The organism is Pedobacter sp. A2324, assembly GCF_059693705.1.
Window position 1 is genome coordinate 22,378 of record NZ_JCASSK010000005.1, and the last position, 22,882, is coordinate 45,259.

The following is a 22,882-nucleotide window of genomic DNA, read 5'->3' on the forward strand; positions in this document are numbered from 1 at the left end:
CTATCTGGTATTAAAAAGTGCTAAGCTACATTATTGCCTTTTTCTGCTTGACGTAATGCTGTGTTGGTGTCAAGGTATATTGGTAGTAGGCAAGAGGCATAATCCTCCCACCACGGCCTATAACTTGTCCGGGTTTTGTACGTGTCTGGAACGTGTCTCGAACGTGTCTGCTACGTCTTTTTACGTTCAAGGTACGATCCTGGTATGCTCTTAGTTAGTACTAGCCCTTTATCGGTTATATGCCGTGGTCGAACATGTGTGCCGGGAAGACCGAACAATACCCATAGCGAGACCTGTAGCTGGAAAAAAAGTTATTAGTTCGTAAAAATTATTATTAATCAAAGTCAAGTATGCCAGATTACAAAACACCAGGAGTTTATATTAGTGAAGTTACTGCCTTCCCCAATTCAGCTGTAGCTGTTGAAACTGCCATTCCAGCTTTTATCGGATATACCTTCAAGGCTGAAAGAAACGGCAACTCCCTGCTAGGTTTACCCACCAGAATCAATTCCCTTGCCGAATATGTAGAAAGCTTTGGCGGTGCATTTTCCCCAAAATTTAAAATTGAAGAAGATAATGTTCATCCTGCTACCGCATCATCTATTAAACTTGGTGCCGCTACCGTAAATATTTCGTTCGAAGCACACAATGAGTTATATTTCTATAACAGCATTCGCTTCTTTTATGCCAATGGGGGCGGATCATGCATAATTTTGGCGGTGGACACTTACGGTGATAAGCAGAATGGACTGGAAGTCAAGGCTTCTGACTTTACCAAAGCCGGTGGCCCGCTGGAAATTCTTGCACATACCCACGAACCAACCCTTATTGTGATTCCGGATGTTGTGAAGTTAGAGGAGGAAGCTTATGCCGTTTATGCGGAAGTACTGGCACATTGCATCCGTATGCAAGACCGTTTCGCAATTTTCGATTTAAAAAAACACGATGAAACGTCGAAACCGGAAGAGGTAGCAGCGGATTTTAGAAACAGGATTGGAGATCACTTTCTCAACTATGGAGCAGCCTACTACCCCTGGCTAAATACCAGTGTGGTTGATGATGATGAGCTTACTTTCGAAAATCTGCCTGATACAATTAGCAAATACCTGGAAGACGGTGAACCGATAAAAATATGCCAGGATTTTGCAGTTAAGTTGGCTCAGCTGGAAACTCTGATGCAGGAAAAGCCGGATGATGGCAGCTTCTGGGATCAGCTCATCAGCCTAAAAAAGAATCATCACCTTGCACTTAAATCTGCAAGCCCCAATTACAAGGCTATTCTACAACATGCGAGATATTTGGCAAACCAGTTGCCTCCGAGTGCTGCGATAGCTGGCATGTATACCAGGATCGACAATGCCAGAGGTGTATGGAAAGCGCCTGCTAATTGTTCACTAAATCAAGTTTTGAGCCCCGTTGTGGACGTATCGGGCGAGATACAGGGATTTTTTAATTTAGATCCTGAAACCGGAAAATCAATAAATGTGATCCGTCCGTTTGAAGGGTTGGGGACGCTGGTATGGGGAGCAAGAACTTTGGATGGAAACAGCAATGACTGGAAATACGTCAATGTGCGTAGAACATTGATCATGATTGAGCAATCTATAAAAGCTGCCACCAGCGCTTATGTGTTTGAACCGAACGATGCCAACACCTGGATTACGGTTAAATCCATGATCGGTAGTTTTCTTTTCAGTCTTTGGAAACAGGGTGCTTTAGCTGGTGCAGTGGCTGAAGAAGCTTACGACGTGCAGATTGGACTTGGATCTACAATGACCCCAAATGATATATTAGACGGTAAAATGCTCATCTGTGTGAAGGTGGCTATTGTGAGGCCAGCCGAATTTATTATTATCACTTTCCAACAGCTACAACAGCAATCATAAATAATTCTGGTAAAACCTATCAAAAAAATATCCAGCCATGGAAGATGTGAATTGTTTGCGTGATGTTTAATATTGGTATCTTAATGCCTGTCATCATTATTTCGGGCATAGCTTACAGCATCCTGGCCAAAAAGCTGACGGTTGCGGCAGCTTTCACTGGAGCTGTGATTGCGATAACTATTTTTATTGCTGCGGGATACCCCGGATTAGCCATGATGACGACTTTTTTTATATTAGGTTCTGCTGCTACCTCCTGGCAACGGCACAAAAAGCAGTCATTAATTAAAATTGAGGAAACCGGAAATGGGCGGAATATGCTGCAAGTTCTCGCTAACGCAGGGGCAGCTGGCATCGTCAGTATCATAGTTATTAACTATCCTCAGCACTCGGCGCTGTTGTTGCCTGTAATGGCTGCCGCTTTCGCATCTGCTACAGCTGATACACTATCCTCTGAGCTCGGAATGGTTTACGGACGACGATTCTTCAATATCATTTCCTTCAAAGCAGATGTATGTGGTAGGGATGGGGTGGTCAGTGTGGAAGGAACCGTGATCGGTATCTTAGGAAGTGCCGTGATAGCGGTTATCTATGCGATTGGATGGGGCTGGGGCGTCAGCTTTTTATTTATAGTAATTTCAGGCACAATAGGTAATATTACTGATTCAGTATTGGGCGCTTTACTGGAGCGGAAGGGAATTATCGGGAATGATGCCGTTAATTTCGTGAATACATTGGTGGCAGCAGGGGTGATGATGGGAGTTGAGGTAGTTTTTCTTAATATCTAAATTACTATTCTATTTGTGCTAATATTTTAATGACCCAGTTCTTTCAAGAGCTTTGGTGCAGAGCCTTTCATCCAGTGAGTTTGGACGCCACAAAATTGTCTGCATGGATTTCCTTGTCAAAATAGAACCTCATAGGTGCGAGCAGAGTATTAAAATCACGAATGATACGTGTTTCCAGTACAGCTTTAACCTTATCAGATACATTGAGGCTGTTTTTGGAAAAACGACCTTTTGTTGAAAAGAATTCTACCATTGCCCTGAGCTGTTGTCCGGCACTGATCAGTTGGATCTGAATATGTTCATCAGCCTGGAGGTAAGCTACCAGGAAGTCTTTGATGGATGGGTTATGGAAGCGCAGCCCGGCATTCTTCGCTGATCTGATATTCAAATGCATGTTCCCAGACTTTGAACGGGCTTTCAAAAATCTCCAGCATAGCGATGGGAAACTCCTTTGGAGAATACTTTTCCCAAAGCCGGCTGTTGGCGATGTACTCGATGATCCGGGGATTATAATTGTCGTGGTTAATAAAACTCATCAGGGAATCCTGGCGGATGATCTCTGAAATATACGCGTAAGGAATCTGATTAAAGAATAGGTGATTATACAGGATGCGCGCCCGGACCATTGTGGTATATTTGGAAAGGTCCAGTATGGTTTTGACAAAGGCCATCTGGTCAAACTTTTCGAAGATCACGCTTGCCTGCATAAGGATATATTCCCAAAACATACCAGTTACCTAAAGGATGCCAGATATACAATAGGATAAAGCAGCCATTGACCAGCAGATACGACATTTGCAGGATACGCTGTATGTAATAAATGGGAAGTGGAAACTGCCTATACTGGTTGCTGTCCACCAGGGGAATACCCGCTTTCGAGATATACAACGGAGTACTGGCGGTATTACCACCAAAGTATTATCTAAAGAGCTTAAAGAACTGGAACAAAATAAGCTGGTACTACGCAAAGTATACGACACCTCTCCACCCCGTGTGGAGTACACGACTACTAGCTATTGCGATACGCTAAGCAATATGATTGCTGAAATGATTGACTGGGGTAAAAACCATCGAAATAAGATAAAGGAGGATTAATAATTGGGTTTCTAAATTTTTTTGAAGCAAAAGATCTTCAGATTATATCCTTAAATACACAGATTTTTAATATTAAAACCGCCACCGTCACAATTTGTAAGAAAAATTAGTGTATTATAACCCTGGCGTGAAAATTTACGCTTTATCGGTCTTCCAAGATCATATTATGCCTTTTTTTATATCTTTCTTAAAAAAACTAACTCATATAGAGAATCCAAAGCATGATGACAAAACTTTCATTGTACAATCGCAGCACGATTATTGTCGGTTTTTTTTTCATGAAAAACATACACCTTCAGTCATCAGAAAACGAATCCTGATCACTATTTACTAGCAACATTAATCATACCACTAATGTGTAATTTAGCTGTTTGCTGGCCTTTGTTCTACAGATTCTTATAGGTTAGCTAACCTTGAATCGACTCGTTCCTCTCCCTTATCTTCTTTTCGCTGAACCGAGGCAGCGCAAAATAGATGTAGAGTAATACTATGGGAATAATACTAAAAGCCACGTTCCAAAAAGAAATAATTAAGGCAGCTAAGTGTAGCACAGGGGCGATCGCATACTCTCTTGTCAGCAGTTTGACAAGTGCCGGGTCTGTATTTTCTTCCAAAAGACCTTTCTTTCTGGTGGCATACCACCATACGCAGTTATAAAGTACTGTCATCAACACCAATGTAGTATGATAGATCAATGCTGCCGTTCTTTCGTCTGGTTTGCCTACATGGAGTGCCAATAATCCTGTAGTGAAAGACTGGAGTGTGACAAACATTAAAAACAAGATATGTAATATGAGCAGGTACTGATCTGTCTTTTTTATATAAATAAACATGTTGTGATGGTTGGACCAGGCAACGCATATAAACAGGAAAGACGCGGCGAACGCAGCATAATGAGGCCAGTTTTTCAATATCTCTCCCAGCAGATCTGTTCCGGCTTCCGGTTTAGGCAATTCTGTGGCGAGTAATGTTGCGGCAATAGCTAAAACAGCATCGCTAAAATATTCAAGCCTGTCAGTTGTTCGATGATTGTACATAAGATCCCTATTAAACTAATTTTTTTGCAGGCCTGAACTGAAAACCAAATATCTCTTGATATCGGCAATTGATCACAACGATATCTTATGTGGTTGGATCGGGTAATATTTGAGATTGTCCACATAATCCGATCAGATCATATTCAGCAGGCAAGTGATAGCGGTCGGCCTGTGCCGGATGCCGACCTGCAGTCACTGCCAGCTTTTGTTAGAGATCACTTAAAGGCAAGTATTTTTACTTTGTCAATCACTGGCGTCGAAACAAGTAGTTCATCGGCGCTGGCCATCAGTGCTTTAGCGATCTCACCGTTTAAGTGCGCATCTCGACCGGCATCATCGGTAAATGTATCGAATATACCAAAGGTGGAAGGTCCGAGCTGCAATGCATACCAGCGAATAGTACCGGATTCAGCTTCTGCCAAAGGCAAAGCGCTTGCAAGGAAGTCAGCAACTTGTTGTTCTTTACCGGGTTTAGCCTCGAAGTGGGCCAGTAATGCTAAATTTTCCATTTGATCAATTTTAATAGAACGGTTCGTTAGCGGCAATATACCGCCATAATAGATTGAACACGAATAGTGCCACGATCAGGCAATTCAGATGCTTAGCAAATACATAATTATTTTCACAATTGATAGGTTAAAAGTCTTTTAACTGTTCATCTGCTTGGAATAGCAATCCTTTGACCGCGTTCATCCGGTTTCCTATGCGGCGCTTTTTGACCCTGGCATAACGCTGGGTAGTTCTTATACTTTTATGTCCGAGCATTTTGCTCACATCTTCCAATGGGAATTCCAGGACGTTGAGCATGATGTCTGCAAAAGTATGGCGTGCAAGGTGGGTATTCAGCTCTCTTCCGATACCACAAATATCGGCAAGTTCCTTCAAGTAGGTATTGTATTTCGCATTGCTATTTACCGGTAAGAGGCTATTTTTAAAACGGCAATAGGGATCATCTTTGTATTTATCAATGATTTCATCCACTATGGGGAGCACCGGTACCATCTCAGTCACCTTTGTCTTTCCTCTTTCCTTAACCAACCATCGTTCCCGTTCAACACCGTGTTTTTTGATATGCTGCGGTGTCAGGGCATAGATGTCCTGATAGGCAAAACCTGTAAAACATTGGAAAACGAAAGCATCTCTAACCTTGTCCAAGCGTAAAATTTTTAACCTTTTGATCGTGAGGTACCGGAAAAGCTTTTGCGCAAATGAAAAGTCAATTTCGGACAGGAGCAGATCGTTACATTTAAATTCAAAAGAAATAAATTCTTTAAGCTTCCTCTGAGAAGACCTCCATTGCCTAAGCGTTGCTTTTGAACGCTGGCCAATTGCCGCTAGTTCGGCAAATTCAGCCAGGTGATATTCACTTAGCTCCAGAAGCGTCGGTATTTCCTCAACAGTTGTTCTTTTGCCAATTTTCTCCAGGTGTAAGGGTGCATTTTTGTAGGCATTCCTAACCATTTGTGGTGTAACAAATCCATGGGACATCCGGAGAACCTTAAAGTGGGTTTCAAGATCCGACTCCACATCACTCAGTGCGAGGTTGACAGCTTTGTGATCCCTACCAGCAGATGCCCGTTCGGTAACCAGATCCAGTGATCGATATGAACTTTTTTGGATGTAGAGAATTCCTATTCCATCCCGTCGATGGTAATCCTACAGATCACCGTTGCGTAGCCGTCCTTACCGGCTTTTGATTTTTTGTGCCAGAACAATATGTTCATGACCTGATTGCTTTTCATTTTCAATCCATTTAAAGTAACACATGTTATTTCCCGGACGGATCCGGCAAAACGGCTTATGCTAAAAACTGATTCGATAGGTGGGGAGCCTAATGGTGGCCAACAAATTTAATTCATAATATGGCCAGTGAATTACCACCATACAGATTGACTTAAGTTGTATTTGATTGATTTATCTTCGAAAAGCTATCTTGGTCTAAATATTATTAAACCAAAAAAGACACAATTTCTTGCGTCTTTCTGTGATCCCGCTGGGATTTGCACCTAGTGCAAAAATCAACGTTTGCAATATTTTATAGTGGTTTTGAAATTCGAACTCCCCGAATAACGCACCTTTTAATTAATAGAGAATAGCTGCAAATGCTACATATAAATACACTAATTTTTTTCAGAAATACGAAACACAATTAATATTCACTTATCCTATCAATTTTATAAATTGTTATATGCTGCTAACCACTCAGGTTTAGTCAAAATTTCTGTTAAAAATGAGGCCTTTAAAAATTTCCTGTCGTCATACTTGTCAATCATATATTCTTCGATAACATCAGATACAACTTCATGATAGGTTAAATTATGATCTCTCATTCTATTCTTTTCAAATCTATATTTTAACAATCTTAATTCCGTTTTGCTAAACTGCCTTACCTCTTCATTATATCTTATACGAATCCCAAACAACCAGTTCCAAGTGTCAACTTTACCAACATCATTATTAAATCCTATTACTATTTCCTGTTCACTTAATAACAGATAATCTGTAGAATCTGATTCATTTATACTAACACTAATTTCAAACTCATTCTCCAAAGCTTTAAAAGGATAGAATGATATCCTTCCATTTTCAAATGGATTCTTTATTGTCTTCCATTTTTTATTACACTTGTTGCATACAGGAGGCAAATTCGTAAAATTGACTGATGCGAAGGGATATTCCGCTTTAGGTAAATAGTGATCATTATCCTCACGAAAAGGGGATTCATTACTCTCAATCCTAATCAATCCACAGCAAGGGCAAAAGTCATAGCTGTTATTATTCTCTACTAGTTTGTTATAATAATCTAATTTTTCTTTTGAACTAATCAATTCATTATAAAATCTGACTAACAAAGGTTTCATTCTTTGTTCAACAACAAGATGTAATGTGTTAAGTTCAATTGGACTTAATGCCCCTTCGCATAAAGATTCAATATCATTATTAATAAAGAAAGCTTCACGGATTGCAGCCCTTTCTTCATCAGTCAATGCTTTACATATCTCATAAATTTCATCTACAGATACCTTTACCCAATCTCTCGCTAAATATATAAGCTCAAATTCTTCCGATAATAAATCTTGAGCATTTTGACCATCAACCGCATTACACCAAACTTCACATACTAAATGCTGAACATGATTTTGATAAAGGAAAACTCCATGATTATCTAATGGTTTATAAGCTCTTAGCATTTGGATTATCTTTAAGTTTTCTATTTAGTTGCGATAATACCATATCTTTCTCAATGGATTCTCCAAATTTCCTCAATAACAACTTTGCTTTAGCAATCTCTTCAGTCGTATTTATTTCATCTATATTTATATTATCAATTTCGGAAAATGATAAGTCGCCAATTGATTGATTGTAATCAAAAAGTTTATCTAAGACCAGTTCGACAGATGTCCCATAAGTATTGAAAGTGTTTTCAATTTCAGAAACTTTTTTTGCAGTCGTTTTACCTTCACCATCCTTCTCAAATAATATGACATTATCAGGTAAACAATCCGATATGATGAACGGAGAGTGTGAAGTCAATAATACATCTTTTAATAAATGTACATTATACTCTTTTCCCTTACTCCCAGCTACTATACTATCGTTTAATACTTTGACAAATTTAGCCCTCCATTTTGGGTTAAAATGGGTTTCCGGTTCATCCAACAACAACAACGTACGTCTGTCTTTAAGTAATAAACAGATTCCAATAGTATGAATGAATTGATGTTCCCCATCAGAAAAACTCCTTAATAGCAAATCCTTTTTCGTACCAGTCTTCTTCAACTCCTTAATTATATAAAAATCTAAGAAATGAAATACATCCTTAGAAGGGCTTGGTGTTGGTAATTTTCCATCTATATATACACCTTTTGATCGATAAACCTCAGCTTTGGTTCTTTCATCAATAAAATAGTTATTTAGCTCGTATAATAAACGGAATAGTTGAAAGCATTCTAAAGCATTATTAAAATGACTTCTAAAAGCTTCTTTTGTTGCCTCGTCAACATAGAAATCTAACCATAAAGTATTTGTTTCATGATCTAAAAACCATGAGGTAGCACATTTTTTGAGATTATCTAGTTCTCTATGTTCAAGGAAATCTAATATTGGTAGTTTTTTAGTATTTCCCTTGGAATCTTTAAATTCAAAGTCATGGAAATGAATGTTCATTCTAAAACTCCTTAGGCCCAAAATACCTGTATTATCTACAGATCTAAGTGGAGCGAGGGTTTCATCATCTTCAAACAGCAAACAAGTTAATAATACAGCCTGACTCATATTGTTATCAATATAAATCAAACTATTTTCTGCCTCATGATAACCATCATAATTATCTCTAACAGCCTGTAAATATTCATCCAAATGAATCAAACGACTTTTTATAAATGGTAAACTTAAAATTTCATTTTCACCTGATGAATATCCTATAATATGAGCTGGTAAATATGTTTTTCCTTCTGCAGCAGATTCTTTATTCTTTGAAGGAACTAATGAAACTTTTCTTTTCTCAACTGATTCATCAAAGGGAAAGGATTGGATAAACATTTGCGGCTCTTTGCCTTCTTCTTTAACAATGGTTACTTTATCAAAATAATAAAGAGTATAGTATTTCCTGTTGTGTTGACCAATCAAGTACTCCACAGTGAAAGCATCGGGCGTACATTCCGATCTTCTGAAATTTTGAAGATTTTGAATATTATTGGGTAAATATCTTGCTACACAAACTTCTAAATGATAGAAAATATTGGCCAAGGCTTCTAATACGTTTGATTTACCACTTCCATTTAGACCTGCAAAACAAAAAGGACGAAAATATTCCATAGCTTCAGTATCAGCTAGCGAATGGAAATTTATTTCAAAGCCTTGTTGAAGGCTTCGGAATCCTTCTTTATTTTCTATTTTGAGTTTTAGTAATTTCATTAAATAGTCAATTTTACACGTTTCGACTTTTCATCAAAGACTTGTTTTATTTTATGCTCTTTTAGAAGTTCAAATACAAATTCTTTTGCTTTGTCGTATGCCTCTCGATCATGAAATTTATAGTTATTTAGCTCATTTTTATCCAACCTATCCAACAAGAACTGTATTGATTGAGAAGTACTATTTTCCCTGAAAAATGTGTAATCATTTTCCAATAAAACTTCCAAATCAACAGCGGTATTGAAATTTAATTGGCCTTTGAAGGCAAGTTGGGATAAACTATCTCTTAACATTTCAACCGCATACTTTGCTTTTTCAAGTTTTAGTTTGATGCTACTTACTTTTGAATATAGCAATCCAAATCTATCTTGCAAATCAATTGGAGGTAATAACAGTTGAATTTTTGCAATTTTACGTAACCCTAAATCTCTGTTTGCTATACCTTGAGTGTAGCGTTGGGTTTGATAGTAACCGTAATCTGAATTTATAAAACTTTCAAAGTAGTATGGATTAACCTCTTCTTTTAATCTAACTACAGCTAAATGCACCCAAATACAAAATTCAAATTCCCAGTCAATAACTTTAGCACATCCTGTTGTTCCCCCTTTAGTAATAATGACATCGTATTTGCTTGGCTTGAAATATTTAATTAATCTTTCATAAATTTCTTGAGATACGAATTTTAGATCGTTTAATACAAGCTGCCCCGGCTTAATGTTTCTTGTAGATAAAATTGGTATTCCATTATCTACATAGTCCGGAGAAACGTGTGGACCATCTTTGATCGTATGACTAACCTCTTCGATACTAACTTTCCTAAATCCCTTTTCGTTTTTTATCGGATCTCCAAACATTTCCAGAAAAGTGGCCTTTATTAATTCATCATATTTCTGAATTGTTTCTTCTTTTTTATCCAAAATGACTTTTACTTTATCTAAAATGGAAACAATTTTATTTTGAGTTTCAATATCCGGTAGTGGTATTGGAAGCCTTTCTAATGCTGATCGACTTAAATGTGGAATAATTGCTCCTGTAGAAGTATTTTGAAAATATTTGAACTTTGAAGATAGAAAGTAACCTATATAAATGCTGTTACATTTATCTCTTAAATCTTCTTTAATGGATAATCTAGCCAATGTGCTTCCAATAACTCCATTAAGTCTAAAACCTATGGTTCCTACATTAGCACCATCCCAAGCTATAATTATATCATTTTCGTTAACATATACAGACTTAGTGTCATTTGTGTATTTCAATTGATTGTTATTACGCAAGTCTTCAATCTGTAAATACCTATGGGAGTAACCATCAGGTTTATCTGAATAGGAACTTACTTTCGTCCCTTTCGAAATATTAAAAATATTATTCACAAACTCCATTATCCAATCATATTTTTAAGTTCATCCATTTCCTTTCGGATGGTATCCTCTAGTTGAAAAATGGCTTCCAATATTTCTTTTGGTGGATCATAACTTTGCTCTTCATATTCGAATTGCCTATAACGATTATAACTTAAATCAAAACCATTCAACTTAATCTCTTCTACAGATACATAAAAATGAGTAAGCCGCTCTGTAGAAATATTTGTTTCTCTTTGATTAAAAGTGTCTCTGGCTATTGGGAGTGGATTATCAGATAGCTTTCTTCTATTATCATCCAAGCTATATCCGTCATTCTTTAACTCATAAAACCAAACTCTTTTCGTATTTAAAATAATACTATCTTCTTTAATTTTAGAGAAGACCAAAATTGAAGTTTTAACACCCGCGTAAGGTTTGAAGACTCCGCTTGGTAAAGAAATTACGGCTTCCACATTATTGTCTTTTAATAAAACCTCTCTCGTAGCTTTTTGATTTTTGCTCCCATTGGACAAAACACCTTCCGGAATAATAACGGCAGCCTTACCTCCTTTACGAAGCATTTTAGAAATACGAATTAAGAACAGCAACTCACTTTGAGTTCCATAACTTTTGAGTTTATCACTAACACCATCTTTATTTATTCTTCCAGTAAATGGTGGATTGGCAAGAACCATTGAATATTCTCCGTCCTTATGCTGTACGTCATATTCTTTTGATAGAGAATCCAAGTTTTCAATTTGCGGGATTTTTATTCCATGAAGCATTAGATTCATTAAGCCAATGCGTACCATATTTTGGTCGATATCGAAGCCGAAAAAGGTCTTACTGTTCAGCTTATTCCAAATTTTTGAATCTGTTATTTTCTCTCCACCGTTTCTCTTATAACGGATTAATCCATTTTCGTCTTCTATTACATTATCTGTTTTTGTATATTTTGTAAGTATGTGTTGATAAGCTCCCAGTAAGAATCCTCCGGTGCCACAAGCAGGATCACAAATTTTATCATTTATATCTGGGTTTATAAGTTCACACATAAATTGAATTATATGCCTTGGAGTTCTAAACTGTCCATTTTTTCCCGAAGTGCTAATTTCATTGATAAGATATTCGTAAACATCTCCTTGCGTGTCTTGGAACTGCTGTCCTTCTTCTTGTTGCAGTTTGATATCTTCAAAAATGCTATTTATATCCTCAACGGCTTCCTTAAGCAATGTTGCATTGTTGATTCCAAAAACAGCGTTTTGCATATGCCGAGTATAAGGCTGACTGGGATCATTTAATCCCTTTATAAAAGGGAAAGCCTTTTTACTGACTACTTCTAATATTTCATCTGCATTTTCTAGCACTGAAAAATTTGACCAACGACAATCGTCAGCACTTTCTAAAATAGCTTTGCCATTTTTTCCTTTTAACGGGCTGCCATTTTTATCTACTTTTTCTTTGATAAAAAGTGTCTTATGTTTTGGGTTCTGAATTTTGGCTTCTTTATCTGCATCATCTATCCTCCGCAAAAACAACAAATATGAAATTTGTTCAATTGCCGTAATTGGATTAGTAATACCCCTGCTCCAAAACTTATCCCAAAGCTTATTTATTTTCGATTTTAAATCGTTTGACAACATAATATCCTTATATTTTTTCTAAAATTTCTGTTTTTACAAGTTCGTAAGCTTCAATAATCTCATAAGTCAAACCCGGTCTTAATAACCCTTCCATATCACCTAAAAAATCTTGATCCAAAATTTTTTTTTCCATGTTTTCTAGGAATTCCTTTTGCGACACACTATTATCTTCTTGCTTCATGTAAAATTTCCAAGCTTCGATAATTCTTGTTGAATCAACGTCATTCTGTGTAATCGCAAACCACATATCAAACAAATCTCTTCCTTTTCGTCTCTGGTACAGGGCACGCATTTTAGTTCCTAACAACTCGGCTAATTCATAGGTCGGAACAAGGACTTCACCGCTATACCATTCCGATTGCATAGTGTGCTTTACATCCTGGATGCCAAAAATTGTATGGTGTTCCCGACAATTAACCTCAACCTTTAATCTTAATGGAATTCCACCTTCTGAATCAAAGCGGTAAATCAATGTATTATTATGTTGTTTTTGTTTACGTATTGGTTTGTCACCCAAAAAAGATAATACTTCACGTAGCTTGTCCATAATTGGCCCGAATGGCTCTGCGGTAATTTGCACCAAATCTATGTCTTCAGAATATCTAGCGGCTGGCGAAAGATATAATTTATGTAATGCCGTTCCACCTCTAAAGGCCAATCGCTCTTTTAAATATTCATCGCTATATATTGCCATCAAAGCCCGCTCAATGACTAGATCCTGTTCTACCTGAAAATCCTCCTGCCAGGGAGCTTTCTTACGCCATGCGGTTATATATGCCTGTGGAATCATAAATCTGTTTCTATTTCTAAATTTTGAACAACCTTCCAGTCATTACCGGTTATCATCTCTGGCTTTTCCTTTTGCGGTCTTAATAGTATCGGGAAATAATTCACTGTCTTTAAATAGTCTTTTATTGGTTCGCTTAAATCATACATATTCAAAATCTCTTCTAGCAGAAAGCCTAAACGCTGAATCGCAGTTATAGGAGAATACCGTTTTGCTAGATCAAGCATCTTATCAGCATCTATACTTTCACAAAGTTCTTCCAACACTGTTGCAACTCTATTAAGGCCGCCCGCCTGTTCAAAATAATTTACCAAATCCAAAGCGGTTAACTCTGGAGATGATACGTTTATATATCCTGTATCAACCTTTTTTTGAACGATATCACTTTTTGCCCATTCCTTCTTTATATAGAAATTTATTTTCAGGTTATCGTTATCTACATTCCTTAAGCTTGGTTTCATTGTGATTACCGAAAAAGATTGAGGTTGCTGGTGGGCAGCTCCGTAATAAGCGGCTGCATTTAACAGACCTACGTAGTAATCTTTATCTAAAAATTTCATCAATTCTGACACAAATAAGGATGGTGGAAGAATTCCTTTAATCCGATATTCAGGAGTAATGATTACATAGAACTCATTTCTTATTAAGGCAATCTCGCCCTTCTTTTTAAGCCGCTGTAGTGCCTTTTTAATCGCCTCATCGGATTGTTCAAACTTATTCCGTACTTCCGGCAATGAAAATGCATACCTTCCATCTGAACGCAGTTCGCTAATAAAGTCCTCTAAGTAACCGTATTGCCCAATCATTTAAGTTTCCGTCTGACAAAAGGGATGATATTTATCCCTTCTTGCATACACAAACTTAGTTAATAAATACTGATTGTAACAAGTTTTCAAGATTTATTTCTCATTTCCCACCACTAAATGCGTAAATCCCTGATTATCGGATACCATTTCTATTTTGGAAAGCAAAATATTCTAATTATCTAGCTTAACATGTAATTTTGTCTATCACGCCATTATCCAATTTGATTATCACCTGATGCCTTTACCGTTTTTCTGATCGTGCTGGGTGTTATTATAGAATTATAATCGATAAATTTGGGGTACTAATTTATATTATCCACATGGGATAAATTAATTCGGAAAGTATGCCCAACAAATATTTTAAACCCCACGAAGCTTTTAACCTCAACCCGCATCCCTATGATATAGGTATTTTTACCGGGCTGAAAAATGGCTTTGAGGATAATCTTTTTATAAAAAAGCTTTTTACATTACCTGAAAAAGAATACCCTGCCTTTTATCAATATCACCTTGCCTATTTTCTAGAAAAAAAACCAGACGGCGAAGAGGAATTTTTCACTTTTGTCTGGCAAATTGTTCTAAGACGTATCAATTTTTTAGAGCATAAAAATCCTTTTAATTCCAGTCATGCACTGGATATGGAGATACTGGAAAAACTCACAGATTTTCAAAAATATCTACGCTCGATTGACCAGTGGCATACCCAAAAGACCCTCCCTGAAATTATTGCCGATCAGGTCGAGCTGATCAGGAAACAACAATTAGAGATTACAGATTTAAAGGCAGAACTGAAAGAAGCCCGACAGTGGGATGGCTATATAAATATCAGGAATGAACAAGCTTTAGCTATACTAGATCTATTCCTGCAAATGCAGAAATTAAAGGCGCCGGATGGCAACGAATTGTTGATCACCCCTGCACAAAACACCTGGGCTAAGATGATCAGTAAGTATTTCAGAGAATATGATCAGGAGAATATTGGACAGGTCAAAGAAATAAAGATAGATAAATTACGGTACTATCTCCGAGGCATTGATCCAAAAGATCCTCTGAAAAGAGAGAATGAAATACCTGAAAAGCATAGACTTTACACAATTACTCCTGCAAAAAAGAAGAAATAACGTTTTTACGGCTCATCATCCGATCTAAAAGAAACGGTTTTCTATCAATCTGATAATAAGAATTTTAATAGCACTCTCCAAGCATATTCAAACCTTATCAATTTACCACGCAAACCCGGTGGTAACAAAAAACTAAATCCATAGCATTCTTTTGTCCCAAAACAAAGGCTATGGTTATTATCAATGAACAAGCCCTTAGCCAGTGCATCAGGGATGCATTGCGGGCAGAACTACAACAACATTTTAAAACAGGCGGCAGTTCCAGTCAGGAACAGCAAGAACACCTATTATCCAAACAGGAACTAGCCGCTGAGCTTGGCGTATCGCTGGTCACTCTGACAGACTGGATGAAAAAGGGGCTGCCCTTTTTGCGACTGCACAGGTCCTTTGTCCCAATGACTTTTCCTGCTTTTGCATTCCATCGCTCTGGTTCGCAGCTTCTGCTTGTAGACATCTCCGCACGAATCCCGTCCACCGTAATTCTTAAAAAGATAAAGTAAACAGCCCCTTTTGTGTAGTTTTTTGGCTTTTTCAAAAAGAAAAGACGCTAAAATTAGTTTTCATAACGATAACATTAAGGTTAAACAAAAATAGCTTTGCAGTTTCATTCATACAAGATGTTCATCTATTAAACTAGTTGAATATCAATATGTTAATACGAATTAGGGGAGTTTGATATATAAAGAACGACGCACCGAATGACACAAATTTTATATGCGATTTAATGCATATTTTGGTAAAATCCGTAAAAGCAAAAACCCTGCAATCATTTGATTTTCAGGGTTTTAGTTCTCTTTTATATTTTTTTTGTGATCCCGCTGGGATTCGAACCCAGGACCACTACATTAAAAGTGTAATGCTCTACCAGCTGAGCTACGGAATCGTTTTTCCTTGTTGTTTAAGGAGGTGCAAATATAGGGATAATAATTAATCGTGCAAATCTTTTTTTATTTTTATTTGAAGCGTTTTATTGAGCCCTTTACAACTGTCTGATTTTTAAAAATATAGTCGCCAAAAAAAAATAAAAATTATTTAGTCGACTTCGGTATAAAGTTTAAAAACGACTGGAACTGCGCCTTATGCTTGTTTTTATCCAGTTTAAAGTAGAAAGCACCGCGACGGGAATTCGATTTATCTTTTTCAGTTTGCTTAATTAACAGACCACTTGCGGTGATTTTACGGATGAAGTTCCGGTTATCAATAGGGGTATCATATACCTGCTCATAAAGCGATTGCAATTGTGGAATGGTAAATTTCTTTGGCAGTAGTTCAAATAAAATAGGATGGAGGGCTGCCTGATAACGGATCTTATCCATCGCGGCTTGCACCATTTCATTATGGTCGAAAATCAGTTCAGGAACTTCCGCAAGTTTAAACCACTCGGCATGGAACTGGTCGCTAATCTGTTTGCTGTATTTATTGATGTCGATTAAAGCAAAATACACCACCGAAATAGTACGCTCAATCGGATCACGATCCGGGCGTCCGTAGGCATGGAGTTGTTCGAGGTACACATCGTGCAGGCCCGTCAGCTCCAGAAGGATACGCTTGGCGGCACCATCCAGGTTTTCTTCGTCGCCGATAAATCCACCCATTAAGCTCCATTTATCTTTTACCGGTTCGATAGCTCTTTTGATGACCAGGAGTTTCAATTGCTCGCCATCGTAGCCGAAGATGATACAATCTACCGCTACAAGTACAGGTTTCTGGTTAAGGTATTTAGCCATTTTTAAGCAGAACGTTTTAGGTTGTTGTGAATGATTTGCTAACATTGCAAACCGATGCAAATTATGCGATTTTTTCTGATGTTATAAAGTCAATTCAATATTAACTCAAATATTATTGATAATCGTTACAATGACGATAATATATTTTTGCTACTTTAGCCTTAACCAAAATAAATCTTTATGAAGAAAATATATCTTAAGCCGGTATCGGTTGCGGCCATTTGTGCTGCTATGTTCCTGTATTCGTGCCAGTCTAAAACAGAAAAGTCTGTCCAAAACACCACTGCGTTGGACAGTACCAAATACGAAAGCACTATTGATGGTAAAGCCGTTAAATTATACACACTCAAAAATAAAGACGGTGCAAGCATAAGCATTACCAATTATGGCGGAAGGATTGTTTCGCTTATGGTTCCTGATAAGGATAATAAATTAACTGATGTGGTTTTAGGCTACGATAGCATTGGGGCCTACCGCAAAAAAGGTGAACCCTTTTTTGGCGCGTTAATCGGTAGGTATGGCAACCGCATTGGCAAAGGGAAGTTTACTTTGAATGGGGAGCAATATCAGTTACAGCTTAACGATGGACTTAATACACTTCACGGTGGAACTGATGGTTTTTATTCAAAAGTGTGGGACGCCAAACAATTAGATGGGCACAAACTGGAGCTGACTTACGTAGCTAAAGATGGTGAAGCGGGTTATCCGGGTACGTTGAATGTTAAAGTAATTTATACCCTAACGGATGATAATGCGGTGCAGATCGACTACGAAGCCACTACAGATAAAGCTACGGTGGTGAACTTAACCAACCACGCCTATTTTAACCTGAACGGTGAAGGGAACAATACCATCCTTGATCATGAATTAACCGTTGCTGCAGATTCGATTACGCCGGTTGATTCTACTTTGATCCCAACAGGAAAGTTAACCGCTGTTGCAGGTACTCCATTTGATTTCAATAAGGCGAAAACGATTGGCAAATCTATTGAAGATAAAGACGAGCAGTTGAAGTATGGTAAAGGATACGACCATAACTTCGCTTTAAAAGCACACGATGCTAAAACATCAATTGCTACGGTAAAGAGTACGGTAACTGGAATTAAAATGGATATTTACACCACAGAGCCGGGTTTACAGTTTTACAGCGGAAACTTCCTAACCGGAGCTGATAAAGATGGTAAAGGAGGTAAGTCATATCCGCATCGCTCAGCGATTTGCCTGGAAACACAGCATTTTCCTGATGCACCAAATCATCCGAACTTTGCTTCCACGGAGTTGAAACCAGGACAGACATACAAAACGAGTACGACATATAAGTTTTCGAAGTAGGTAATCTATTTTTACTACGAAGACACAAAGAATGAAGGAGCTCCTGCGTTGCAGGAGTTTTTTTGTGGGTAGCCACGGAAACACGGAAGGCGCGGAATTTCAAAACAAAAGACACAAAAGAACACAAAGCATAATGATCCCCTTTGTGTTCTTTTGTGTCTTTGTGGTTTTTTTTAATGACGGAAATACTTCGGTATATGCGAAATCAGCGAGATCTGCGGGAACTTCATTGCCATCATGAACTCAAGACTTCGGACTAATTACACCTCCAATAATCTGTCAGGAAATTGGGAAACCTTCTCAATCGTCAGCTGCTGCATGATCTGGTAAAGGTGCGTTTTGAACATATTAATGGTATGTTCACCGCCTTCGTTACCCAAAGCACCAACACCATACATAAACGGGCGTCCCATAAAATTGAATTCAGATCCAACAGCATGTGCCCTGGCTAAATCTACACCTGAACGGATACCACCATCAAGCATGATTTTTAATTTCGATTTATAAGCGGGATTTGCGGCCAGTTTGATTAATGAATTGATCGATGATTCACCTGCATCAATTTGTCTTCCGCCGTGGTTCGATACAATTACCCCATCAACACCAATCTGTATAGCTGCCTGCATATCTTCATCCGTTGCAATGCCTTTCAGTACCAGTGGTCCTTTCCAGATTTCGCGGATAGCAGAAACCTTTTCGATATCTACCTTACCGGTAAAAGTCCGGTTCATGAATTGCCCCAGTTGCGACATGTCCATACCTTTTTCCATATATGGCTTTAGTGTAGCAAAAGACGGGATCCCATGCTGTAAGGTTTTAATGCCCCATAGTGGTCTTGCAAATGCCTGAAGAATGTTATTGATGGACATCTTCGGTGGAATGGATAGTCCGCTTTTAATTTCTTTATACCGCAACCCAAATGCAGGAACATCAACCAATACGACGAGCACCGGGCATTCAACCGCTTTCAAACGGTTCAATATATCATCCCTTAACCTGCTTTCTGTCGGGTGATAGAGCTGAAACCATGCCTTTCCATCAGAAACTTCGGCAATGCGCTCAATGCTGCTGGTAGAAACGGTACTTAAAGTATAAGGGATATCATGTTTTGCTGCTGCTTTGGCTAATATTTCAGGAGCATTAGGCCACATTAAACCTTGCAGGCCTATTGGTGAAATACCAAACGGAGCACTATACTTACGGCCGAACAGCTCTACCGACATGTCGATTTCTGACCCTACACGCAGGTAATTTGGCTTCAGGTAAATATCATCAAAATCGTTCTCGTTACGTGCCAAATTCAGTCCCTCATTACAACCACCTTCTAAGTAGTCGAACGCGAACTTAGGAATTCTGTTTTTTGCTTTACGCCTTAAGTCGGCAACAGAAGGATATTGCGGATGGTAAGGAAATGTAATTTTTTTGCTCATTATTTAATCTATTGTCTTGGTCAGATGCCTTTTAAAGTCGAAAACTAATATTATATATTAATTTCTCCATCCTGCACTATCTGTTATATTCGGTTTATTTAGGAATTTAACTACCTAAAAGCTCTAAAATGATAAATTTCCGTGGTTTACAGTCTATAAAAAGCTTTGGCATTATCACTGAAAACTGATTTTCTTTGCTGCTCACTCAGCCTTTCCGTGTATTTGCGCACAAGCTGAAGCCAGTCCTGGTAAGGGCGGCTGATGAGCATTACCGGCCAGTCGCTGCCATACATGATCCGCTCTGCACCAAAGTTTTCAAAAATCACATCGAAGCAGTTAAAAATTTCAATCTCTTTCCAGTTTTCCCAGTCGGCTTCTGCAAGCAAGCCTGAAACTTTACAATATACATTCGGATTTTCTGCCAGTGTTTTAATATGGCCAGCCCAGGTTTTTAAATCTTGCGATTTTACATCCGGTTTACCGCAATGATCGAGGACAAAGGCCTGGTCAGGAACCTGGTCGACCATCCTGATGATGCTATCGAGCTGATTGTGGTAACACAGCAGGTCGTAAGTATAGCCGAAATCTTTCAGTTGCCTGATGCCCGCAATGAAATCCGGGTTAAGTATGAACGCCTGATTTTCTGCCTGAAGCACATGGCGCCAGCCTTTGATCAGTTTAAAATTGCTCCAATGTTTTAGGCGATCAGCAAGATCAGGGTTTTTAAGATCGATCCAGCCGACAATGCCTTTAATCAGGTCATTTTGTTCTGCCAGTGACAGCAGGAATTCATTTTCAGCCTCCGACTGGTTGGCCTGAACCGCTACGCAGCCCGTAATCTGGAGGTCGCTGTATATCCGGCTTAAGTTTTTAGGGGAGAAGTCATTGCGGATCGCCTGCATGTCTTCGGTGATCCAGCTATCCCTTACCGGATCAAAATTCCAGAAATGTACGTGGGTATCAATCATGATCTATAGCTTGAAAATTTTATCCATTAGCCGCCATTTCTCACCCGGCTCAGCTCCTGGCAGCGCCTGCTGGTATTTCCACATCAGGGTTTCCCATTCCTGCACTTTCGGGTTTTCCAGGTCGGCCTGTGCTTTCTTCTCAAAAGAAAAGTCTTCACCCACTTCCATAACCATAAACAGCCTGCTTCCGCTTAAGTAGATTTCCATATCGAGCACACCTGCCGAAGTAATACTTTCCTGTATCTCCGGCCAGATCGCTTCATGGTGTTTTCTGTATCCTGCAATCAGGGAGGGCTCATCGATCAGATCGAGGGTGAAGCAATATCTCTGCATTAGTTTTCGGTGTAAGCTTTAACGTTTTGTTTACTTGAACCTAAACCATCAATGCCTAGTTCCACTACATCACCATCTTTAAGGTACCATGGTTCTGGTTTTTGTCCTAAGCCAACACCTGCAGGTGTTCCGGTAGTAATCACATCACCCGGCAATAGCGTCATAAACTGACTGATATAAGATACCATAAATGGCACATTGAAAATCAGGTTTGAAGTATTACCGTCCTGTAAAGTTTCTCCGTTAACCGTTAACCAAAGGCGAAGATTGTGCACATCTTCAATCTCATCCTGGGTGGCAATGAATGGGCCAATCGGAGCAAACGTATCGCAACTTTTACCTTTCACCCATTGTCCGTTGCGTTCCAGCTGGAATTCACGTTCACTGTAATCGTTGTGCAGCACGTAGCCTGCAATGTGGTCTAATGCATTTTCCTCAGATACATAGCTGGCTTTTTTGCCAATAACAATTGCAAGTTCCACTTCCCAGTCTGTTTTTTTACTGTTTTTAGGGATGGTGAGGTCATCATTTGGACCCACAATCGCTGAAGTGGCTTTAAAGAATAAAATCGGTTCAGCAGGGATAGGTGCATTGGTTTCTGCAGCGTGATCTTTGTAGTTTAAGCCTACACAGATGATTTTGGAAGGACGCGCCAATGCTGGTCCGAGGCGTACACCTTTATCTACTTCTGTTAAGCTCGCAGTAGCGATATCCTGTTTTAGTTTTTCCAGTCCATCGCCACCAAAAAATGCTTCATTGTAATCCTGTACCAAACCTGAAACGTCATAGTATTTATCATCTATAATCACTCCTGGTTTTTCTGCACCTGCAGCTCCAAAACGTATTAATTTCATATTGTTAATTTTTATATAGTATCAAGTGAGGTATCTTCGGGCTTAGTATTAATTATTTAAAGTAGTAAAGCCACCGTCGATCGGATAATCGCAGCCGGTAATAAACGAAGCCTCGTCGCTGCATAAATACAACGCCAGTGCACCGATCTCTTCCGGTTTGGCCATTCTGCCGATGGGCTGCGTTTTAGATAATTTATCGAACATTTCGTCAATATTATCCGGATAGTTTTTTTGCAGAAAACCATCCACAAAAGGGGTATGCACACGGGCCGGTGAAATGGAATTGCACCTGATGTTTTCACCGATATAGTCCTTCGCCACACTCATGGTCATGGCTTTCACCGCACCTTTTGCTGTACTGTAGGCAAACCTGTCGGGCAGGCCAATCAGCGAGGCAATAGACGCCATATTGATGATTACGCCGCCACCAGCCGCACGAAGCTGAGGGATTGCCGCATATAAACAATTGTAAACGCCTTTTACATTCACCCGCATAATGCGATCGAAATCGGCTTCTTCGGTTGTATCGGCTTTTCCAATATGCGCAATGCCGGCATTGTTAACTAATATATTAATCTGTCCGATTTTGTTAAAAGTATCAATTACAGCCTGGTGGTCAGATACATCGCAGGCGTAGCTGAATGCAGCACCGCCGCCATTTTTAATTTCCTGCAAGGTGTTTTCGGCATGTTCAGGGCCCAATTCAATGATGTGAACCTCTGCGCCCTGCTTTGCCAATACGGTTGCAATGGCTTTGCCGATTCCGCTACCGCCACCCGTAACCACTGCTCTTTTGTTTGTTAAAGAAAACATGTTTATGG

23 protein-coding genes and 1 tRNA gene are annotated in these 22,882 nt (G+C 38.8%); 5 read left to right on the forward strand and 19 right to left on the reverse strand.

Features of this window, described 5'->3' with window-relative positions; genetic code table 11:
• Positions 1 to 350: 350 nt before the first annotated feature.
• Positions 351 to 1,886, forward strand: coding sequence for a phage tail sheath family protein (locus AC570I_RS15390; protein WP_497406151.1), 1,536 nt, complete (start codon positions 351 to 353; stop codon positions 1,884 to 1,886).
• A gap of 83 nt (positions 1,887 to 1,969) precedes the next feature.
• Positions 1,970 to 2,671, forward strand: coding sequence for a DUF92 domain-containing protein (locus tag AC570I_RS15395; protein WP_497406152.1), 702 nt, complete (start codon positions 1,970 to 1,972; stop codon positions 2,669 to 2,671).
• A 67-nt stretch (positions 2,672 to 2,738) separates the two neighbouring features.
• Here the strand turns inward: AC570I_RS15395 and AC570I_RS15400 are convergent, their stop codons facing one another.
• Both AC570I_RS15400 and AC570I_RS15405 read right to left on the reverse strand, forming a co-directional pair.
• Complete coding sequence (locus AC570I_RS15400) at positions 2,739 to 3,065, reverse strand: hypothetical protein (protein ID WP_497406153.1); 327 nt, start codon at positions 3,063 to 3,065, stop codon at positions 2,739 to 2,741.
• Positions 3,016 to 3,399, reverse strand: coding sequence for a hypothetical protein (locus AC570I_RS15405; RefSeq protein WP_497406154.1), 384 nt, complete (start codon positions 3,397 to 3,399; stop codon positions 3,016 to 3,018). Before AC570I_RS15405 ends, AC570I_RS15400 begins: the two co-directional genes overlap by 50 nt.
• Before the next feature lie 67 nt (positions 3,400 to 3,466).
• Here AC570I_RS15405 and AC570I_RS15410 point away from each other — a divergent pair, with 67 nt between their 5' ends.
• Entirely contained in the window at positions 3,467 to 3,766 is a 300-nt protein-coding gene (locus AC570I_RS15410; protein ID WP_497406155.1) for a winged helix-turn-helix transcriptional regulator, read from the forward strand.
• Positions 3,767 to 4,173: 407 nt separating this feature from the next.
• Here AC570I_RS15410 and AC570I_RS15415 read toward each other — a convergent pair whose 3' ends face one another.
• The 9 genes from AC570I_RS15415 to AC570I_RS15455 all read right to left on the reverse strand — a co-directional run bounded on the left by AC570I_RS15415 (position 4,174) and on the right by AC570I_RS15455 (position 14,296).
• On the reverse strand, positions 4,174 to 4,803 hold the full coding sequence (locus AC570I_RS15415; protein WP_497406156.1) for a TMEM175 family protein: 630 nt from the start codon (positions 4,801 to 4,803) through the stop codon (positions 4,174 to 4,176).
• Between the two features lie 215 nt (positions 4,804 to 5,018).
• Complete coding sequence (locus AC570I_RS15420; protein ID WP_231427699.1) at positions 5,019 to 5,312, reverse strand: putative quinol monooxygenase; 294 nt, start codon at positions 5,310 to 5,312, stop codon at positions 5,019 to 5,021.
• Positions 5,313 to 5,439: 127 nt separating this feature from the next.
• The gene (locus AC570I_RS15425) at positions 5,440 to 6,330 is read right to left on the reverse strand and encodes a site-specific integrase (protein ID WP_497406157.1); all 891 of its coding nucleotides are present in this window, start codon (positions 6,328 to 6,330) and stop codon (positions 5,440 to 5,442) included.
• A gap of 647 nt (positions 6,331 to 6,977) precedes the next feature.
• Positions 6,978 to 7,994 carry a hypothetical protein gene (locus AC570I_RS15430; protein WP_497406158.1) on the reverse strand — a complete coding sequence of 339 codons (1,017 nt, stop codon included), beginning with the start codon at positions 7,992 to 7,994 and terminating at the stop codon, positions 6,978 to 6,980.
• The gene (locus tag AC570I_RS15435) at positions 7,978 to 9,720 is read right to left on the reverse strand and encodes a restriction system-associated AAA family ATPase (protein WP_497406159.1); all 1,743 of its coding nucleotides are present in this window, start codon (positions 9,718 to 9,720) and stop codon (positions 7,978 to 7,980) included. Before AC570I_RS15435 ends, AC570I_RS15430 begins: the two co-directional genes overlap by 17 nt.
• Complete coding sequence (locus tag AC570I_RS15440; RefSeq protein ID WP_497406160.1) at positions 9,720 to 11,099, reverse strand: restriction endonuclease subunit S; 1,380 nt, start codon at positions 11,097 to 11,099, stop codon at positions 9,720 to 9,722. Before AC570I_RS15440 ends, AC570I_RS15435 begins: the two co-directional genes overlap by 1 nt.
• On the reverse strand, positions 11,099 to 12,703 hold the full coding sequence (locus AC570I_RS15445) for a type I restriction-modification system subunit M (RefSeq protein ID WP_497406161.1): 1,605 nt from the start codon (positions 12,701 to 12,703) through the stop codon (positions 11,099 to 11,101). The genes AC570I_RS15440 and AC570I_RS15445 overlap by 1 nt, the downstream gene beginning before the upstream one ends.
• A 7-nt stretch (positions 12,704 to 12,710) precedes the next feature.
• Positions 12,711 to 13,493: a nucleotidyl transferase AbiEii/AbiGii toxin family protein gene (locus AC570I_RS15450; protein ID WP_497406162.1), complete on the reverse strand. Its 783-nt coding sequence runs from the start codon at positions 13,491 to 13,493 to the stop codon at positions 12,711 to 12,713.
• Positions 13,490 to 14,296, reverse strand: a complete 807-nt coding sequence (locus AC570I_RS15455; protein WP_497406163.1) for a type IV toxin-antitoxin system AbiEi family antitoxin domain-containing protein — start codon at positions 14,294 to 14,296, stop codon at positions 13,490 to 13,492. Before AC570I_RS15455 ends, AC570I_RS15450 begins: the two co-directional genes overlap by 4 nt.
• 344 nt (positions 14,297 to 14,640) lie before the next feature.
• Between AC570I_RS15455 and AC570I_RS15460 the strand changes: the two genes are divergently transcribed.
• On the forward strand, positions 14,641 to 15,417 hold the full coding sequence (locus AC570I_RS15460) for a hypothetical protein (protein ID WP_497406164.1): 777 nt from the start codon (positions 14,641 to 14,643) through the stop codon (positions 15,415 to 15,417).
• Positions 15,418 to 15,682: 265 nt separating this feature from the next.
• Here AC570I_RS15460 and AC570I_RS15465 read toward each other — a convergent pair whose 3' ends face one another.
• From AC570I_RS15465 to AC570I_RS15475, 3 genes are all read right to left on the reverse strand, one after another.
• Complete coding sequence (locus tag AC570I_RS15465; RefSeq protein WP_497406165.1) at positions 15,683 to 15,952, reverse strand: Arm DNA-binding domain-containing protein; 270 nt, start codon at positions 15,950 to 15,952, stop codon at positions 15,683 to 15,685.
• Positions 15,953 to 16,227: 275 nt separating this feature from the next.
• Positions 16,228 to 16,300 (reverse strand) — tRNA-Lys (locus AC570I_RS15470).
• A gap of 145 nt (positions 16,301 to 16,445) precedes the next feature.
• Complete coding sequence (locus AC570I_RS15475) at positions 16,446 to 17,144, reverse strand: NUDIX hydrolase (RefSeq protein ID WP_497406166.1); 699 nt, start codon at positions 17,142 to 17,144, stop codon at positions 16,446 to 16,448.
• A gap of 180 nt (positions 17,145 to 17,324) precedes the next feature.
• Here AC570I_RS15475 and AC570I_RS15480 point away from each other — a divergent pair, with 180 nt between their 5' ends.
• Positions 17,325 to 18,476 (forward strand): aldose epimerase family protein, encoded by a 1,152-nt coding sequence (locus AC570I_RS15480; protein ID WP_497406167.1) that lies wholly within the window; start codon positions 17,325 to 17,327, stop codon positions 18,474 to 18,476.
• Positions 18,477 to 18,736: 260 nt separating this feature from the next.
• On the opposite strand, the gene AC570I_RS15485 is transcribed toward AC570I_RS15480, so the two are convergent.
• The 5 genes from AC570I_RS15485 to AC570I_RS15505 form a co-directional block, all read right to left on the reverse strand.
• On the reverse strand, positions 18,737 to 19,906 hold the full coding sequence (locus AC570I_RS15485) for an alpha-hydroxy acid oxidase (protein ID WP_497406168.1): 1,170 nt from the start codon (positions 19,904 to 19,906) through the stop codon (positions 18,737 to 18,739).
• Positions 19,907 to 20,052: 146 nt separating this feature from the next.
• Positions 20,053 to 20,874, reverse strand: coding sequence for an amidohydrolase family protein (locus AC570I_RS15490; RefSeq protein ID WP_497406169.1), 822 nt, complete (start codon positions 20,872 to 20,874; stop codon positions 20,053 to 20,055).
• Between the two features lie 3 nt (positions 20,875 to 20,877).
• Positions 20,878 to 21,207 (reverse strand): L-rhamnose mutarotase, encoded by a 330-nt coding sequence (locus tag AC570I_RS15495; protein WP_497406170.1) that lies wholly within the window; start codon positions 21,205 to 21,207, stop codon positions 20,878 to 20,880.
• Positions 21,207 to 22,061, reverse strand: coding sequence for a fumarylacetoacetate hydrolase family protein (locus AC570I_RS15500; protein WP_316800603.1), 855 nt, complete (start codon positions 22,059 to 22,061; stop codon positions 21,207 to 21,209). Before AC570I_RS15500 ends, AC570I_RS15495 begins: the two co-directional genes overlap by 1 nt.
• A gap of 48 nt (positions 22,062 to 22,109) precedes the next feature.
• Positions 22,110 to 22,874, reverse strand: coding sequence for an SDR family NAD(P)-dependent oxidoreductase (locus AC570I_RS15505; RefSeq protein ID WP_497406171.1), 765 nt, complete (start codon positions 22,872 to 22,874; stop codon positions 22,110 to 22,112).
• Positions 22,875 to 22,882 lie beyond the last annotated feature (8 nt).